Here is an 18,395-nt window from a genome sequence, read left to right on the forward strand (position 1 = left end):
TCGCGCCCCTTATTGCCGGTGCGAGGCGATGTAGCGACCGACCTGTTCGTCGAGCACGTCGAGCGGCAGCGCGCCCTGGTCGAGCACGGCTTCGTGGAAATCGCGAATGTCGAACCGCGACCCCAGTTCGCGTTCGGCGCGCGCGCGCAGTTCGGCGATCTTGAGCTGGCCGACCATGTAGCTGGTCGCCTGCCCCGGCCAGTTGAAATACCGGTCCACCTCGCGCGCGATGTCCTTGTCGGACACCGAGCTGTTCGCCTTGAAATAGGCGATCGCCTGGTCACGGTTCCAGCGCTTGGCATGGATGCCCGTGTCGAGCACCAGCCGGATCGCGCGCCACACCTGGAGCGACAGCATGCCGAACCGCGCATAGGGATCCTTATAGACCCCCATCTCGTTCGCGAGCCGCTCCGAATACAGCCCCCAGCCCTCGATATAGGCGCCATAGCCGCCGAACTTGCGGAATTTCGGGATGCCGGTCAATTCCTGCTGGCGCGCGATCTGGAAATGATGGCCCGGCGCGCCCTCATGCGCGGCGATGCCGGCGACCTGGACCTTCTGCGTCTGGTTCATGTCGACCAGGTTGACGTAATAGATGCCGGGCCGCGATCCGTCCGCCGACGGCGGGTTGTAGAAAGCGGTCGACGCCGTGCCCTCCCGCCATTTCTCGACCGCGCGCACCTCGAGCGGCGCCTTGGGCAGGGTCCGGAAATAGCGGGGGGCCGCCGCCATTACCGATGCGATCACGCCGCGCGCGTCGCCGAGATACTGTTCGCGCCCCGCGCTGGTGTTGGGATATTTGAACTGGGGATCGGTGCGGATCTTGTCGAAGAACTGTTCGAGCGTGCCGGTGAAGCCGACCTCGCGCTTGATCGCCTCCATCTCCTGCCGGATCGCGGCGACCTGTTTCAGGCCCAGATCGTGGATCTGGTCGGCGGTCAGCGCGGTCGTGGTCGAGATCTTCAGCCGGTCGGCATAATAGGCCGCGCCATCGGGCAGATTCCAGGCCCCGAAATTGCCCTTCGATTGCGGCTCGATCGCGTCGAGCGTCGCGAACAGCTGGTCATAGCCGGCACGGAACGGCCCCGTCAGCGCCGCGCGCGCCTCCTCCAGCAACGTCGCCTTGGTCGCCGCGGGCACTGCCAACGCGGTCACCTTCTTGCGGAAATCGGCCATGACCGTCGAATCCGCGCCCGCGTCGAACGGGGCACCGACCAGCACGGCGCGTGCATCGGCGCGGGCGGGTGCGAAATTGACTTTGTTGGGGATGATTCCCGCCGCCGCCTGCTCGCGCATCGTCGTGCTGACCTCGCGCATGACGCGCTCGGTATCGCGCAGCCGTGCGATATAGGCCTGCGCGTCGGCGAGCGTATCGACCTTATGGTTGTTGATCAGCAACACCGGGATGTCGCCCGCGGGGCTGCCATTGGTCGTGACGGGGAAGCGCAGCTTGCGGAACCGCAGCGATTGCCGCCCGCGGTCGACCTCATATTCGAACAGCCGGTAACTGACCCGCGCACTCTCGCCCAGATCGTCGGGGCGGAACTGCGACCGCATGGCCTTCAGCTGCCGCTCCGACAGGGCCTGCGCGCGAACCGCGGCGGCGTCGGTATAATCGTCGAGCCGGTCATAATGCGTCTTCAGACCGAGCTGGGTCAGCGATTCTGGGCTGAGATCAAGCTGTTCGTCATAGGCCTTGTCGAGGAATGCGAGCAGTGCCGCATCCTGCGCCGCGACGCGCTGGGTCTCCACCGGCGCCGGGGCGGCGGCGAGGACGATCGGCACGGTGGGCAGCAGCAATAGGGCAAAGGCAAGACGCATTACATTCTCCTGTCGAATGCGTGCTTGTCGCGCGCGGATCCCGTCAGCGCAATCACGGACCGCCAATTCCGTCGCCGCTCCGTCGTCAGGCGCGAAATTGGCGATCGCGCGTTCATGCCATGATGAAAGACCTTCCTACTCTGCTGCGAGAGCGGGCCAGCTCCGGCGCCAAGGCCCGGATCGTCGGGCAGGTGCGTGCACTGTTCAACGACCAGGCGCGGGGCGAGGCGCCGGTCGAGCGCAGCACTGCGGCGATGTTTTCGCCCGATGCGGTTATCGGCCGGGTCCACGGCGACGTGGTCAGCATGATGGTCGGCGGCGTCGCGGCGCTACTGCTGCAGATGCTGCACCCGGCGGTTCTGGCGGGCGTCTGGGATCATTCGAATTTCCGCACAGACATGCTCGGCAGGCTCCGGCGCACCGCCCGGTTCATCGCGGTCACGACCTATGGCGAGCGCACCGATGCGGAGGCGGTGATCGCGCGTGTCCGCGCGGTGCACGCGCACATCGCCGGTACGCTCCCTAACGGCACGCCCTACCGCGCGGACGATCCCACGCTGCTCGCCTGGGTCCATGTCTCGGAGGCCTGGTGCTTCCTCGCCGCGTGGCAGCGTTTCGGCGAGCACCGGCTCGGCATGGCCGAGCAGGACGCCTATTATGCCGCGTTCGCCGAGGTCGGCGAACTGCTCGGCGCCGCATCGCTGCCGCGGGATCGGGCGGGAACGGACCGTTATCTGCAGACCATGCGCCCGCAGCTCGTCGCGGATGCCCGGACGCGCGAGGTTGCCCGGTTCGTGCTGGAGCAGACGCCCGCGAACCCGCTCGCCCTGCCCGTCCAGCGTATCGTGATGCAGGCCGCGGTCGACCTGCTGCCCGCATGGGCGCGGCGAATGCATGGGCTGGCGGGGTCGCCGGCCTTGATGCGGCCCGTCGTCACGTCGGGCGCACGCAATCTGGCGAGAACATTACGCTGGGCGTTTGTCGACCAATAGCCGATCCCCGGCCGTCGCGATTAAACTACCAGCCGGTATGTTAATCTGGTTGACAGGTTTCCGCGGCGCTTTATATACCAGCCGGTAGACAAACAGTCCCGGCCGATGGTCGGTCAAGTTGTCGTCCGTCAATCGTCTTCCGGCCAGCGAAGTTGCCGACACTGTCCTAGTCGAACGCCAAGAATTCCGCAGTTTTCAGACCGGTTACGGCGTAATGCCGGCGACCGGATATCGTCCACGCTTGTCATCTGGACTGTCGATGCCGCGCGCACCGACGATCGGTGACGCATGTCCATTACAACGGGGGGCAATCCCATGGCATATCCCAGCTTCACATGCACGTCAGCCGATCGATCACGGAGCGATGCGGCATGACCGTGTTCACCCCGATCAAGGCGGCCGACGCCACGCCGGTGGAGGCCCTTGCCCCCCGACGCAGACCCGTTTGGCAGCGCGGCGCGATGCTGCTCGTGCCGGTCGCGCTAATAGGTGCGATCGGCGTCCGGCTGCTCGATCAGCCCGATGCGGCGATGGCGGCGCCCCCGCCCGCCTCGGTCACGTTCGCATCCCCGCTGGTACGGCAGGTGAGCGAATGGGACGATTATGTCGGCCGGTTCGCGCCGAGCCGCAGCGTCGAGATCCGGCCGCGTGTCGCGGGCGAAGTCACCGGCGTCCACTTCCATGACGGCGATATCGTCCGCAAGGGACAGCTGCTCTTCACGATCGACTCGCGCCCGTTCGCCGCCGCGCTGGCCGAGGCGCACGCCAACGTCGCGAGCGCCAAGAGCGCCTTGTCGCTTGCGCGGACCGACCTCGGCCGTGCGCAGCGGCTGGTCGCGGACGAAGCCGTCTCGGCGGGTGAGGTCGACGCGCTGCGTGGCAAGCTCGAAGCCGCCAGCGCCGCACTCGCCGCCGCGCAGGCGCGCGAACGTGCCCGCGCACTCGACGTCGGCTTCACGCAGGTTCGCGCGCCGATCGGCGGGCGCATCTCCGATCGCCGCGTCGATGCCGGCAACCAGGTCGCGGGCGGCGAAGGCACCGGCGGCACCGTGCTGACGACGATCAACGCGCTCGATCCGATCTACTTCAATTTCGACGGGTCGGAGGCGCTCTACCTCAAGACGCAGCGCGCACGGCAGCCCGGCGCGACCCCGGCGGCGGTCGAGATCCAGTTGCAGGACGAGACGGAGCATCGCTGGAAGGGCAAGCTCGACTTCACCGACAACGGTCTTGACCAGCGCTCGGGCACGATCCGCGGCCGAGCGGTGCTCGCCAACCCCGGCTATTTCCTGACGCCGGGGATGTTCGGCAACATGCGCCTCGCGAGTGCGGGGACGCGGCAGGCTCTGCTGGTGCCGGACGACGCGGTGCAGACCGATCAGGCGCGGAAAGTGCTGCTGACGATCGATGCGAAGAACGTCGTGAGCCAGAAACCGGTCGAACTCGGGCCGGTAGTCGATGGCCTCAGGATCGTCCGCTCGGGGATCGGGCCGAACGACCGGGTCATCATCCAGGGGACCCAGATGGCCATGCCTGGTGCCACGGTTGCGCCGAAGGCAGGCCGGATCGCGGTCGCGACCGGTGCGCCTGCTCCGGCGTCGGTCCAGCCCATCTCGGGTGAGGCCACGCTCGCCAGATAACCACCGTTCCCCGGCGAAGGCCGGGGCCCAGGTGGCATAGCTTTTCGATGTAATCATTGCGGTTCGCCCAACTGGACCCCGGCCTCCGCCGGGGAACGGCTGGTGTTGCGCGTCTCGTCCGCGAGGTCGCGCCCCCCTCTACCGAGGAAATTCCCATGCGCTTCTCGCGCTTCTTCATCACCCGGCCGATCTTTGCGGGCGTGATCGCGGTGATCATCACGATCGTCGGTGCGATCGCCTATATGTCGCTGCCGGTGTCGCAATATCCCGACATCGTCCCCCCCACCGTCACCGTCAGCGCGACCTATCCGGGCGCGTCGGCCGAGACGGTCGCCGAAACCGTCGCCGCGCCGATCGAGCAGGAGATCAACGGCGTCGACAACATGCTCTACCAGTCGTCGCAATCGACCGGCGACGGCAAGGTGACGATCACCGTCACCTTCAAGATCGGCACCGATCTCGATGCCGCGCAGGTGCTCGTCCAGAACCGCGTCGCGGTCGCGGTCCCGCGCCTGCCCGAGGACGTCCAGCGATTGGGCGTCGTCACGCGCAAGACCTCGCCCGACTTCCTGATGGTCGTGAACCTCGTCTCGCCCGACAACTCGCTCGATCGCGGCTACATCTCCAACTACGCGCTGACGCAGGTCCGCGATCGCCTCAGCCGCATCGACGGCGTCGGCGACGTGCAGCTGTTCGGCGCGCGCGATTATTCGATGCGCGTCTGGATCGACCCCGGACGCGCGGCCGCGCTCGACCTCACCGCAGGCGAGATCGTCGCGGCGCTGCGCGCACAGAACGTCCAGGTCGCCGCCGGCACGCTCGGCCAGCCGCCGTACGACAAGGGCAACAGTGCCTTCCAGCTCAATGTCGAGACGCAGGGCCGCCTGACCGATCCCAAGCAGTTCGCGGACGTCGTCATCCGCACCGATGCGCAGGGCCGCCAGGTCCGCGTCTCGGACGTGGCGCGCGTCGAGCTCGGTGCGCAGGATTACGGCGCCAACACCTATCTCAGCGGCAAGCCCACCGTCATCGCCGCGGTCTTCCAGCGTCCCGGCTCGAACGCGCTCGGCGCCGCGCAGGCCGTCACCGCCGAGATGGAAGCCATGTCGAAGCGCTTTCCCAAGGGCCTGGAATACAAGGTCATCTACAATCCGACCGAGTTCATCGCGCAGTCGATCGACGCGGTGAAGCATACGCTGTTCGAGGCGATGATCCTCGTGGTACTGGTCATCCTCGTCTTCCTCCAGAAATGGCGCGCGGCGATCATCCCGATCGTGGCGATCCCGGTCTCGCTGATCGGCACCTTCGCGGTGCTCGCCGCATTCGGCTACAGCCTCAACAACCTGTCGCTGTTCGGCCTCGTCCTCGCGATCGGGATCGTCGTCGACGACGCGATCGTCGTGGTCGAGAATGTCGAGCGCAACCTCGAACACGGGCTCTCGCCGCTGGAGGCCGCGCGCACGTCGATGGACGAGGTGTCGGGTGCGCTCGTCGCGATCGTGCTCGTGCTGTGCGCGGTGTTCATCCCGACGGTGTTCCTCACCGGACTGTCGGGCGCGTTCTACCGCCAGTTCGCGGTCACGATCTCGACCGCGACGATCATCTCGCTGCTCATCTCGCTGACGCTGTCGCCAGCGCTCGCCGCGATGTTGCTCAAGCCCACCGCCCCTGCCGGCTCGGGCAATCGCCTGACCCGCACGGTGCGCCGCGCGGGCGATGCGTTCAACCGCGGGTTCGAGCGGATGAGCGAAAGCTATGCCCGCCTCACCGCGCGCCTCGTCGCCGCGCCGAAGCGGATGATGGTCGCCTATGCCGCGCTGATCGCGGTCACGGTCGGCGTCTTCATGGTCACCCCGTCGGGCTTCGTCCCAGCGCAGGACCAGGGCTATTTCCTGACCGTCATCCAGCTTCCGCCCGGCTCGTCGGTCGAGCGTACCGATGCGGTGATGCAGAAGGTCGCGAAACGCATCCTGCCGCTCGCCGGCGTCAAGGGCGCGGTCATGCTCGCCGGGTTTGACGGCCCGTCGCAGACTCTCGCCCCCAACTCGGCCGCCGCCTATATCCCGCTCAAGAGCTTTGCCGAGCGCAAGAAGCTCGGCGTCACGCTCGCCAGCATCATGGCGGAGTCGCAGAAGGCGACCGGCGACATCACCGAAGCGCGCCTGCTGATCGTCCCGCCACCGCTGATCCAGGGCATCGGCTCGGCCGGCGGCTATCGCCTGATGGTGCAGGACCAAGGCGGCCACGGCTATGGCGACCTCGGCAAGACGAGCTACGACCTGATCGGCAAGGCGAACCAGACCAAGGGCCTGGCGCAGGTCTACACCTTCTTCGACACCGCCACGCCGCGCATCTTCGCCGATGTCGACCGCGCCAAGGCCAACCTCCTCGGCGTTCCGCCCGAGCGCGTGTTCGAGGCGTTGCAGGTCTATCTCGGCTCGGCGTTCGTCAACGACTTCAACCTGCTGGGCCGCACCTACCGCGTCACCGCGCAGGCCGACGCTCCGTTCCGCAACACCACCGCGGACATCGCCAACCTCAAGACGCGCTCCAATTCGGGCCAGATGGTCCCGGTCGGCTCGGTGTCGACGTTCCGCGACAAGACCGGCCCGTACCGCGTCGTCCGCTACAACCTCTTCCCCGCGGTCGAGGTCGATGGCGACACCGCGAAGGGCTATTCCTCGGGCCAGTCGCTGGTGGCGATGGAGAAGCTCGCCGATGCGTCGCTGCCCGCGGGCTATGCGCATGAATGGACCGGCATCGCCTATCAGCAAAAGGCGGCCGGCAGCACCGCTGCGCTCGTCTTCGGGATGGCCGTGCTGTTCGTCTTCCTTGTCCTCGCCGCGCAATATGAGAGCCTGACGCTACCGCTCGCGATCATCCTGATCGTGCCGATGTGCCTGCTCGCGGCGATGACCGGGGTGAATTTGCGGGGGATGGACAACAACGTCCTCACGCAGATCGGGCTGGTCGTGCTGATCGCGCTCGCCGCCAAGAACGCGATCCTCGTGGTCGAGTTCGCCAAGCAGGCCGAGGAGCAGGACGGGCTGTCGCCGGTCGAGGCGGCGGTGCGCGCGGCGAAGGACCGGTTGCGGCCGATCCTGATGACGAGCTTCGCATTCATTCTCGGCGCGGTGCCGCTGGTGATCGCCGACGGGGCCGGCGCCGAACTGCGCCAGGCGCTCGGCACCGCGGTGTTCTTCGGGATGATCGGCGTGACCGGCTTCGGGCTGCTCTTCACCCCAACCTTCTATGTCGTCGCTCGGGCGCTGGCGATGCGGTTCGAACGCCGCAAGCCAGCCGCTGCCCAGCCGACGCTTCAGCCAGCCGAATAGGACCAGCCTCATGAAGTCCCTGCTTCTCGCGAGCCTCTCGGGGCTGACGCTCGCCGCGTGCGCCGCCGGCCCCGATTACGTCGCGCCGATCACCCCGCCCAAGGCGACCGCGTCGTTCGTCACCGTCAGCACGGCGACGATCACGACCGCGCCCGATAACGACTGGTGGCGGATGTACCGCGACCCGGTCCTCGACGGCCTCGTCGCGGATGCACTCGCGGCGAACACCGACCTGCGCGTCGCGGTCGCCCGGCTCGACAGCGCGCGCGCGTCGTTGCGCGGCGCCAAGACCGATCGCGAGCCGCAGGTGAACGCCAGCGGCAGCGGAAATTACGCGCGCACCTCGCAACTCCAGAACCTGCCCGGCTTCGACCGAGAGCGCGCCACCTACGATGTCGGGCTCGACGTCAGCTACGAGGTCGATCTGGCCGGCCGCGTCCGCCGCAACGTCGAGGCCGCGCGCGGCGACGTCGGCGCGGCGCAGGCCGATGCCGATGCGGTGCGGGTCTCGATCGTCGCCGCCACCACGCGCGCCTATGTAGACGCCGCCTCGTCCGCCGAACGCCTCGCGGTCGCCCGGCGGATCGTCGACCTGCTCGAGAAATCGAACACGCTGACCGGCAAGCGGGTCGACGCGGGTCGCGCCGCGCGTCTCGATCAGGTCCGGATCGCTGCGCTGCGCGATCAGCGCGCCGCGAACATCCCGCAGATCGAAGCCGAACGTCAGGCCGCGCTCTTCCGCCTCGCCACCCTCACCGGCCGCACCCCGCAGGATCTGCCCGCCAGCGCCGGCGCGCGCACGACCACGCCGCGTCTCGACCGGCCGATCCCGATCGGCGATGGCGCGAGTCTGCTCGCACGGCGCCCCGACGTCCACGCCGCCGAACGCCGCCTCGCCGCCGCCACGGCACGGATCGGGGTGCAGACGTCGCAGCTCTATCCGCAGATTGCGCTCGGCGGGTCGATCGGTTCGACCGCGCTGAGCGTCGGCGACGTGTTCACCGGCGGGCCGATCCGCTGGTTGCTCGGTCCGCTGCTCAACTGGTCGGTCAATTAATCGGCGGCGCGCGCGCGCATCGCCGGTGCCGAGGCCGATACGCGCGGTGCGCTCGCCAGCTTCGACGGCAGCGTGCTGACCGCGCTCGAGGAGACCGAGACTGCGCTGTCCAACTATGCGCGCGAGCTCGATGGCCGAACGCAGCTGCAGTCCGCGCATGACAACGCCGCCACCGCCGCGCGCATCACCCGCGCGCGCCAGCGGGAAGGCCAGATCGACTTTCTCGACGTCCTCGATGCCGAGCGGACGCTGGCGGATACCGATACCGAGCTTGCCGCGGCCGACGCGCGGATCGCGGGTGCGCAGGTCGACCTCTTCCGTGCGCTCGGCGGGGGATGGCAGGCGCCGGGCCGCCCCGCGGGCTGACACCGGCGCGGCATCGTCGCATGTCACGGATCCGTCCCCGACACGTCATCAAACTGTACCGGCGGGCGCATACCGCCTGGGCCGATGGGGACGTCCGAGCTCAGCGTGGTCGATACGGGGCCCGGTCGCCTCTGGGCGGGCTGGACGCGTCTGCGCGCGCAGGTCGAACGGCTGACGCGCCGGGCGGATGGCGAGGATCTGCTCCACGACGCCTATGTCAGCCTGGCGACGCTGCCCGCGGCGCCGCGCAACGGCGAGGCGTTCCTCGTCCATGCGGCGGTCAATCGCGGGCGCGATGCGTTCCGGCGCGAGGCGGTTCGCGGTGCGAGCGAAGACGCGGGGACGATCGAATGGCTGCGCGACTGTTCGCCGATCCAGGACGAAGTGCTGATCGCGAAGGCGCGGCTCGACCGGGTGCGCGAGGGTCTCGATCGTCTCAGCCCGCGGACCCGCGAGATCTTCCTGATGCAGCGGCTCGACGGGTATAAATATCGCGAGATTGCTGCACGTCTGGGAATCAGCCAGAGTGCGGTCGAAAAGCACATGGCCAAGGCGATGACCTTCCTGGTCGATTGGACGGAGGATTGGTGAGCACGCAATGCATGGCCGCAAATCCCTAGACCGGATGTTTTCGGACAAGGCGGCGCCCGAACGCACCGCGGCGGAATGGATCGCGCGGCTCAACGCGGACGACGTCAGCGCACAGGACTCGGCGGTCTTCCGACAGTGGCTGACCGCGAACCCCGAACATGCCGAACGGTTCGAGCGCGCGACCGACCTTTGGGACATGGTCCCGGGAACCGCACCGTCGCGCGCACCGGTGGTGACGCGCCGCCGCGCGCTGGGCGGGGTCGCGGCACTCGCGGTCACCGCGGTCGCGGGAACCGGTGTGTTCCAGGCAGCCTATGCCGCGACGCCGTATCGGACAGGGATCGGCGAGCAGCGACGAATCGTGCTGCCCGACGGCTCGGCCCTGCTGCTCGACGCGGTCACCCGGCTTCATGTGGTCGCGACCGAGCGGCGGCGGCGGCTCTGGCTGACGCAAGGTCGCATCGACCTGACGGTCGCGCCATCCGCGACCCCGTTCACGATCACCGCGGCCGACCGGGCGATGACCGCCGGCGCGGGCCGCTTCGACCTGCGCTGCGACGCGCGCGACGGGGTGGCCTTTACTGCGATCGAAGGGCGGGCGACGATCGCTGCCACGACGTCGACTGGCGCTGCGCAACTCCTGACCAACGGCTCGCGGCTGCGGAACGATGTGATCGATCGGCCTGAGCTCGCGGCGACACGCGCCTGGACCAGCGGTCGTGCCGCGTTTCACGACGACACGCTCGCGACGGTTGCCGAGGAGGCGAACCGGTACAGCGCGACGCGGCTGGTGATCGCCGACCCGGCGGTCGCCGGACTGCAGGTGAGCGGCATGTACCGGATGGGCGACAACGTGGCGCTGGGGCGTGCGCTCGCAGCGCTGCTCGACCTGCGGTTGCGAACGATGGACGGTGCCGTCCTGCTCGGCGGATAAAAATTCGCGTCAGCGGGGTGGGGTAGATCGCGGCTCGCCCGTCGAGGAGGTGCGGCAGTATCGCCGCCTTCCTTGGGGGGATGAACACCGTGACGACCAATCGCCGGCGCCTGCGCCGTTCGTTCGTGATGGGCGCAGCCTGCGCCGCGCTGTCGACCGCCTTTGCACCCGCCGCGGCGATCGCGCAGGCCAAAATGGTACGCGTGCATCTCGGCGTCCAGCCGCTCGGCCGATCGCTCGAAGCGCTCGCCCGCCAGAGCGGCATCGACATCCTGTTCACGCCCGCTGCGGTTGCCGGTCGGACCGCACCCGCGATCGACGGCACGATGGCACCGCACGCCGCGGTCGAGCGGCTGATCGCCGGCACCGGGCTGATGGTCCACCAGCAGCCCAATGGCGCGCTGATCGTTGCCGCGACGGTCGAGACCGCAGCGCCGCAGACCGCAGCGACCGCGCCGTCCGACGAGACCCGCGAGATCGTCGTGACGGGCTATGCGAGCAGCTTGACCGGTGCGCTGGCGCAGAAGCGCAAGGCGACCAACGTCATCGACGTCGTCAAGGCCGAGGATATCGGCAAGTTTCCCGCGCAGAACATCGCCGAAGCGCTCCAGCGCGTGCCCGGCGTCTCGATCGTCCGCGATCGCGGCGAGGGCGTGTTCGTCCGCATCCGCGGGCTCGGCGCCAATTTCCAGGTGGTGACGCTCAACGATCGCTCGGTCGCGGTGAACGAGAATGTTCGCGACAGCGGCCAGAGCGGGCGCCAGTTCCGGTTCGACACGCTCCCCTCCGAACTCATGTCCGCGGTCGAGGTGATCAAGAGCCCGCGCGCGAGCCTCGACGAAGGCGGCATCGGCGGCACGATCAACCTGCGCACCTTCCGCCCGCTCGACCTGAAGAAGCCGGTGCTGTCGCTATCCGCCACGGCCAGTTCGCCGCGCCTCGCCGACGCGGTCGATCCGCGACTGTCGGGCATGGCGAGCTGGGCAAGCCCGGACGGCAAGTTCGGCGCGCTGATCGCGGGCGTCTATGACGAGCGCACCACGCGGCAGGACCGGATCACCGGCGTCGGCTGGGCGGACGGCAAGATCGACACCGACGGCAACGGCTCGCTCGACAGCGACACGATCCTGATCCCGACTGCGATCCGCCCGACGCTGGAGCGCGAGAACCGCGACCGGATCGGCATCAACGGCGCGGTGCAGTGGAAGCCCGACGACCGGTTCGAGCTGAACGTCGACGGGCTTTGGAGCCGGCTGAACGTCGCCTATGACGAGCTTACCTATTCGGCAGCGGATGGCTCCAACCTGCCGCGCGGGATCGTGCCGGGCAGCGCGGTGATCGAGAACGGCGTGCTGACCGGTGCGACGACGACCGCCTCGACCACGCAGATCGGTCGCGAGACGTCGGTGCTCCAGTACAAGAACTGGCTGGTCGGCACCAATGCGCGCTGGCAGGCGGGCGGCTGGACGATCGCCGCGGACGGCAGCATCGGCCAGGCCTATTCGAATACGCCCGAACCAATCTACCGCACGCGGCTGCTTGGCACGGTGGGCGCGACGACGTTCGATTTCGGCAAGGCGGGCGATCGCCTGCCCGACGTCACGCTGCTGAACGCCGACCTGTCGAACCCGGCGCTGCTGCCCGGACGGCGGATCGAATATCGCGTCAACGACTCGAAGGACCGGGAGCGCGCTGCCAAGCTCGACGTGACCCGCGACCTGACCGGTGTGGTCAGCGCGCTGCGTGCGGGGGTGAAATACCAGAAAAGAACGCGCGCCTATGATCGCCGCGACATCAATTTCACCAGCGGCATCGCCGGCAAATATTTCGACGCGAGCTATTTCGTCCCGTTCCCGGTCGACGATTTCCTGAAGGGCGCGAACGGCACCCTGCCGACCAGCTGGGCAATGCCCGATCCGGTCAAGTTCCTCGCCGCCGCCACCGGCAAGGAGGCGCTGCTCGCTGCACCGCTCGCACGCGGCGATCTGCGCAACAGCTATGCGATCGGCGAGGAGATCCTCGCAGGCTACGCGATGGCCGATTTCGCGTTCCCGCTCGCCGGCATCGCGGTGCGCGGCGATATCGGCGTGCGCTATGCCCGGACGCGCCAGACCTCGTCGGGCTATGCCGATGACGGCAAGGTCGCGCTGCCCGTCAGCTACGACAAGACCTATGACAATTTCCTGCCCTCGCTCAACCTGGTCGCCGAGGTCTCGCCCGATCTGCAGATGCGGTTCGCCGCCTCGAAGGTGATCACCCGGCCGTCGCTCGCCGATCTGGCGCCGCGGCTGACGATCAATTCGAGCCCGACCGTCCTCACCGCGGTCGGCGGCAATCCCGAGCTGAAACCCTTCGAGGCGTGGCAATATGACGGCACGGTCGAATGGTATTTCGCGCCGGGCAGCGCGCTGGTCGGCGGCGTGTTCTACAAGGACATCACGACCTTCGTGTTCCAGCAGACGCGCGACTTCGTCCTCGACGGCCAGACCTATCGCCTGACCGCGCCGAAAAATGGCGGCGACGCCTATGTCGCCGGCGTCGAGATCGCGTATCAGCAGCTGTTCAAGATGCTCCCCGCCCCGTTCGACGGTCTCGGCGCGCAGGCCAATTACACGCACACGAAGACCGGCGGCACCTATGCACTGGCGACCGGCGGCGTTTTCCGCGATGCGCTGGTCGACGTCGCCAAGGACAGCTTCAACCTGACCGCCTTCTACGAGAAGGAGCGCGTCGGTGCGCGGGTGAGCTACAGCTGGCGCGGCAACGTGCTGCGCGACGTCGGTGGCGCGGGGCTTGCCGCGAACAACGACAGCGCGTTCGGCAGCCTCGATTTCGACATGTCGTACAAGGTGACGCCGAACGTGACCTTCGTCGTGCAGGGCATCAACATGGCCGGCGGCGTGCAATGGCAGTATGTCCGCGACAACCAGTTTGCGGGCTATACCGATTACGGTCGGACGTTCATGGCCGGCGTCAGGGCGAAGTTCTGATGCCGCTCGCCTCGCTCGCGGCTGGCCTCGCGCTGGTCGCCTCGTCCATCGCGCCGGCACAAACGCCGCCGCCGCGCGAGGACAAACTCGAACGCGTCGTCATCGTCATGCGCCACGGCGTCCGCAGCGCGATGTCGAGCCCGGAGGAGCTCGGGCGCTACAGCCGCCGCGCCTGGCCGCGCTTCGCGGTGCCGGCGGGGCATCTGACCGCCAACGGTGCCACCCTCGTGACGATGCTCGGCGGCTGGTACGCGGCGCACTACCGGCAGCTGGGCCTGCTCGGCGCGAGCGACTGCGCGGTCTATTACTGGGCGAACCACACGCAGCGCACCGAGGCGACCGCGACCGCACTCGCCGCCGGCCTGACGCCGGGGTGCGCTGCGCCGATCCACCAGTCGGCGGCGGCCCCCGATCCGCTGTTCGAGGCGCCGCAGACCCCGCTCGCGCCGCTCGACACCCCGCGGATGCTCGCGGCAATCTCCGCGCGGGTCGGCGGCGATCTGGCGGCCTGGGACGCGCGCCAGACCCCCGGCCGCGATCGGTTCGAGGCGCTGATGCTGCAATGCCGCCGCATCCCGTGCTCGACGACCGAGCGCAGCCGCGTCCAGCGCCGGCTTGGCGATACCCCGATCGCGATGCGGATCGACGCGACGGGCAAGCCCGACCTCACCTCGCCCAGCTTGCAGGTCGCCGGCATCGCCGAAAGCCTCGTCATGGCCTATGCGGACGGGCTGGCCTTCCCCGGCTGGCGCGAAATCGAAGCGGCGACGATCGGCAAGGCGCTCGCCGTCCATGGCGCCGGCATCGACCTGCGCACGCGCACCCCGGAAGTCGGCCGCCAGACCAGCAGCTATCTCGCGATGCGGCTGCTCGCGACGCTCCAGCGCGGTGCAGGCGCGACCGCGCTGGCCGACCCGATCGGCGACGCAGAGAAGATCGTTGTCGTCAGCGGCCATGACGGCACGGTGACGATGCTCGCCGGGCTGCTCGGTCTCGACTGGACGCTGCCCGATTACGGCGCCGGCGAAGCCGCCCCCGGCGGCGGACTGGTGTTCGAACTGTGGCGTCGTGGCGCGACCGGCAAGAGCGTCGTGCGGGTCCGCTATGTCGCGCAGGGGCTCGACCAGATGCGCTACCGCATCCCGCTGTCGGCGCAGACTCCGCCGGGGATCGTCGCGATCCCGGTCCCCGGCTGCGGCGACCCCTGCCCGCTCCCCCGCTTCACGCGCTACGTCCTCGATCAGGTGTCGCCCCCACCGAAGGAGTAACGCGGGGGCGCGGTTAATTGCCCTCGGCGTCGACGACGAACACCACGGGCTTGCCGCGCGACATCGGCTCCCAGCCTGCGCCCAATGCCGCCCGGATACCGCGCGAGATGGTCGGATCGTCGATCTGGAGCCGCCCGCGCGGCAACCCCTTCAGCAGGCGCTTGGGGGCGGGAAATTCGAGCATCGCCTCGCGCTGGCAGTCCTTTTCAAGCAGCGAAAGGACCATCCCCTTCCATCCGTCGTCGTCCGACCATTGCGGCTCGCTCTCGAGGCGCCAGTCATAGGTGGTGCCATCGACGTCGATTGTACCGGAAGTGCTGAGATTTTTCGACATGCCGCCGCCTTAGCAGGTCTGTCACGGCATGCCATCCGTCCGATCGCACGCCATAGCGGGGCCTGAATTACCAGCCTGCGACGGAGCCGCTATGTTCTTGGCGTGGGTGATCGTAGAAGCCGCCAAAAGCGCACCGGGGGAGCCATGACGACGAAATCGCGCTATCAGGCGCCCGCGCTCAAAAAGGGGCTCGAGATCCTCGAGCTGCTGGCCGCCGCCACCGCGCCGCTCAACATGTCGGATATCTCGACCGCGCTCGGCCGGTCGGTCAGCGAGATCTTCCGCATGCTGCAGGTGCTCGAGGAACATCGCTATATCGCGCGGGGCGATGACGGCTACCGGCTGACCAACCGGCTGTTCGCGCTCGGCATGAGCCAGCCGCCGGTCCGCAACCTCGTCGGGATTGCCCTCCCGGTGATGAGCGAGGTCGCGCGGCGGACCGGGCAAAGCTGTCACATGGCGGTGGCATCAGGTGCCGAGATGGTGGTGATCGTCGGCGTCGAGGCCCCCAGCCTGTCGGGCTTTGCCATCCGGGTTGGCTATCGCCGGCCGCTGCATCGCTCGGCGTCGGGACGCGTCCTCCTGGCGTTCCAGTCGGCGGATGTGCGCCAGGCCATGCTCGACGACGTGCGTGTGGCCGGTGCGGATTTCGACACGGCCGCGCTGGCGGCGGAGCTGGACGCGATCGCGGCGAAGGGTCTGCACACCACCCCCAGTCCCGTCCTGAACGCGATCACCGACATGTCGGTGCCCATTCTGGTGATGGGGTCCGCGCGGGCGGCGTTGACCGTGCCGTTCGTCGATGGCCCGGGCGCACGCGTGACGCTGGACGCGTCGCAGGCTGTGTTGCGCCACGCCGCCGCGACGATCGCCGAGCAACTGTCCCCCGAAGTCCGCGACGGGCTGTATCAGCGGGTCGTCGACCATGGCGCACCGGACGCGGCATCCGACGGCTGATCGCTGCAAGCGCGCCGCCTACCCCTTTCGAACTGGAACACGATACCATGTGGCACTGCCTCTTCCTCGACCTTCACGACGATGCCGCGCTGATCGCGGCGTATCGCGATCGCCACCGTGCGGTGCCGCCTGCCGTGCTCGCCTCGATCCGGGCGGCGGGGATCGAGGCGATGGACATCTATCAGCGCGATGACCGGCTGGTGATGATGATGCGGACCGGTCCCGGCTTCGACCCCGAGGCGAAGGCCGCGGCCGACGCGTCCGATCCCGCCGTGGTCGCGTGGGAAGCCGCGATGTCACGCCTCCAGCGTCCGTTGCCGAGCGCGCAGCCGGGCGAGAAATGGCTGCCCGCCGAACGGATCTTCGCGCTCGACGAGCAGGGCTGACCGGTCAGGTCAGCGTGCGGTCGAGATGCGTGTAGCCGCCATCGGGGATGATCCACTGCCCGGTCGTGTGCGACGACCGCGCCGACAGCAGGAACACCACGGTATCGGCAATCTCGCGATCGGTCGTCAGCCGCCGGCCAAGCGGGATGTTGCCCGCGATCTCGTCGAGCTTGGCCTGCGGATCGTCGAACGTGTCGATCCACGCGCGGTAGAGCGGCGTCATCACCTCGGCGGGAAGCACCGCGTTGACGCGGACGCCGTCGCCGACCAGCGCCGCCGCCCATTCGCGCGTCAGGCCGAGCTGGGCGGCCTTGGCGGCGACATAGCCGCTGGTCTGGCCCTGCCCGGTCAGCGCGGTCTTCGACGAGATGTTGACGATCGCGCCGCGGCTGGCCTTCAGGTGCGGCAGGCAATGATGCGCCATGCCGTAATAATGGCCGACATTAGCGACCAGCGACGCGAGGAAGGCCGCCGTTCCCGCCTCAAGCCCGATCCCGTCATTGGCGCCCGCATTGTTGACCAGGCCGTGGATGCCGTGCCCCGCCGCGACGATCTGTGCGACTGCCGAGGCGCAGGCGGCGTCGTCGGTCATCTCGGTACGGATGAACATCGTTGCGGGCTGAAGCGTACGGATATTCGCCTCGAACGCAGGGTCGAGCGCGCTGCGCCCGAGGATCGCGGGGATCGCGCCCTCCTCCGCGAGCAGCGTCGAGATCGCGCCGCCGATCCCGGCGCCACCGCCGGTGACGATCACCAGCTTACCGTCGAGTTCCAGCTTCATGATAGTCCATCCTCGATAGTAGATAAGCGATAGACGCGCGCCGCCGTGCCGCCAAAGATCGCATCGCGGTGCCCCGGGCAGGCGCGCGCGACGAAGGTTTTGATCAACTCGACCACCGCCGCATGCTCGGCGGCAAGCAGGCACACCGGCCAGTCGGATCCGAAGATCAGCCGGTCCGGTCCGAAGCAGGCGAGCAGATGGTCGAGATACCGCGCGATGTCGGTCGGCGACCAGGCGGCATGATCGGCCTCGGTCACCAGCCCCGACAGTTTGCAGGTGACGTCTGGAAAGGCGGCGATGGCTGCGATCGTCCGGGCCCATGCGCCCCATTCGCCACCCGCGATGTCGGGCTTGCCGCCATGATCGAGCACCAGCGACCCCGGCCCGGCCGCGGCGAGCAGGTCGGGAACGCTTGCCAGTTGTGCGGGCCCGCGGACGAGTATGTCATAGGCGAGACCGCGCGACAGGATCGTCCGCACGCCCCGCAGGACATCCTGGCGGAGCAGATAGCGCGGATCAGGTTCGTCCTGCGCGATGTGCCGTATGCCCACAAGCGACCGCGATGCGTGACGGTCGAGCCGGGCTGCGACGTCGGGCGCGGTCAGGTCGACCCAGCCGACGACGCCCATGATCCAGAAGTTCGCATCGGCAAGGCCCAGCAGCCAGTCGGTCTCCGCCGCACTGTGGCAGGCCTGCACCGCGATGCAGCCGTCGAACGCGGTGGCCTCCAGCGCGGGCCGAACATCGACCGGGAGCCGGTCGCGCGCGAGCACGCTGCCGGACTGGATCCAGCCATACTCCGCCGCGCGATAACGCCAGAAATGCTGGTGCGCATCGATCCTCTTCACCATCGGGCTTTTGCATCCCTTCTCTTGTTGCTCACCTGTGACATGATTTTTTATATATGCAAACCTCTCTCAAGGCCTATGATGGCGGCAATCGC

Annotated in this window: 13 protein-coding genes and 1 pseudogene; 10 read left to right on the top strand and 4 right to left on the bottom strand. The window is 68.3% G+C overall.

Features of this window, described 5'->3' with window-relative positions:
• Positions 1-9: 9 nt before the first annotated feature.
• Complete coding sequence (locus tag SOM18_RS02955) at positions 10-1,821, bottom strand: DUF885 domain-containing protein (RefSeq protein ID WP_320481263.1); 1,812 nt, start codon at positions 1,819-1,821, stop codon at positions 10-12.
• Positions 1,822-1,940: 119 nt separating this feature from the next.
• Between SOM18_RS02955 and SOM18_RS02960 the strand changes: the two genes are divergently transcribed.
• From SOM18_RS02960 to SOM18_RS02995, 8 genes and pseudogenes are all read left to right on the top strand, one after another.
• Positions 1,941-2,813, top strand: coding sequence for an oxygenase MpaB family protein (locus tag SOM18_RS02960; protein WP_031440715.1), 873 nt, complete (start codon positions 1,941-1,943; stop codon positions 2,811-2,813).
• Positions 2,814-3,184: 371 nt separating this feature from the next.
• Positions 3,185-4,453 carry an efflux RND transporter periplasmic adaptor subunit gene (locus tag SOM18_RS02965; protein ID WP_192190993.1) on the top strand — a complete coding sequence of 423 codons (1,269 nt, stop codon included), beginning with the start codon at positions 3,185-3,187 and terminating at the stop codon, positions 4,451-4,453.
• Between the two features lie 155 nt (positions 4,454-4,608).
• A complete protein-coding gene (locus SOM18_RS02970; RefSeq protein WP_192190994.1) occupies positions 4,609-7,788 on the top strand; it encodes an efflux RND transporter permease subunit in 3,180 nt (1,059 codons plus the stop codon).
• A gap of 10 nt (positions 7,789-7,798) precedes the next feature.
• Positions 7,799-9,211, top strand: a pseudogene (locus tag SOM18_RS02975) (efflux transporter outer membrane subunit).
• 84 nt (positions 9,212-9,295) lie between these two features.
• Positions 9,296-9,802 carry an RNA polymerase sigma factor gene (locus SOM18_RS02980; protein ID WP_042467674.1) on the top strand — a complete coding sequence of 169 codons (507 nt, stop codon included), beginning with the start codon at positions 9,296-9,298 and terminating at the stop codon, positions 9,800-9,802.
• A gap of 7 nt (positions 9,803-9,809) precedes the next feature.
• Positions 9,810-10,736, top strand: a complete 927-nt coding sequence (locus SOM18_RS02985) for a FecR family protein (protein WP_320481264.1) — start codon at positions 9,810-9,812, stop codon at positions 10,734-10,736.
• Positions 10,737-10,816: 80 nt separating this feature from the next.
• Positions 10,817-13,726: a TonB-dependent receptor gene (locus SOM18_RS02990; protein ID WP_414712095.1), complete on the top strand. Its 2,910-nt coding sequence runs from the start codon at positions 10,817-10,819 to the stop codon at positions 13,724-13,726.
• Positions 13,726-14,994, top strand: coding sequence for a histidine-type phosphatase (locus SOM18_RS02995; protein WP_031441676.1), 1,269 nt, complete (start codon positions 13,726-13,728; stop codon positions 14,992-14,994). The genes SOM18_RS02990 and SOM18_RS02995 overlap by 1 nt, the downstream gene beginning before the upstream one ends.
• Positions 14,995-15,007: 13 nt before the next feature.
• On the opposite strand, the gene SOM18_RS03000 is transcribed toward SOM18_RS02995, so the two are convergent.
• Complete coding sequence (locus SOM18_RS03000) at positions 15,008-15,328, bottom strand: hypothetical protein (protein ID WP_031441677.1); 321 nt, start codon at positions 15,326-15,328, stop codon at positions 15,008-15,010.
• A gap of 144 nt (positions 15,329-15,472) precedes the next feature.
• Here SOM18_RS03000 and SOM18_RS03005 point away from each other — a divergent pair, with 144 nt between their 5' ends.
• Positions 15,473-16,285, top strand: a complete 813-nt coding sequence (locus SOM18_RS03005) for an IclR family transcriptional regulator (protein ID WP_042467679.1) — start codon at positions 15,473-15,475, stop codon at positions 16,283-16,285.
• A 47-nt stretch (positions 16,286-16,332) separates the two neighbouring features.
• A complete protein-coding gene (locus tag SOM18_RS03010) occupies positions 16,333-16,671 on the top strand; it encodes an L-rhamnose mutarotase (protein WP_031441679.1) in 339 nt (112 codons plus the stop codon).
• A gap of 4 nt (positions 16,672-16,675) precedes the next feature.
• Here SOM18_RS03010 and SOM18_RS03015 read toward each other — a convergent pair whose 3' ends face one another.
• Positions 16,676-17,452 carry an SDR family oxidoreductase gene (locus tag SOM18_RS03015; protein WP_031441680.1) on the bottom strand — a complete coding sequence of 259 codons (777 nt, stop codon included), beginning with the start codon at positions 17,450-17,452 and terminating at the stop codon, positions 16,676-16,678.
• Positions 17,449-18,303: an amidohydrolase family protein gene (locus tag SOM18_RS03020; RefSeq protein ID WP_320481266.1), complete on the bottom strand. Its 855-nt coding sequence runs from the start codon at positions 18,301-18,303 to the stop codon at positions 17,449-17,451. Before SOM18_RS03020 ends, SOM18_RS03015 begins: the two co-directional genes overlap by 4 nt.
• Positions 18,304-18,395 lie beyond the last annotated feature (92 nt).

The organism is Sphingomonas sp. CFBP9019, from assembly GCF_034045155.1.
Classification (GTDB): domain Bacteria; phylum Pseudomonadota; class Alphaproteobacteria; order Sphingomonadales; family Sphingomonadaceae; genus Sphingomonas; species Sphingomonas aerolata.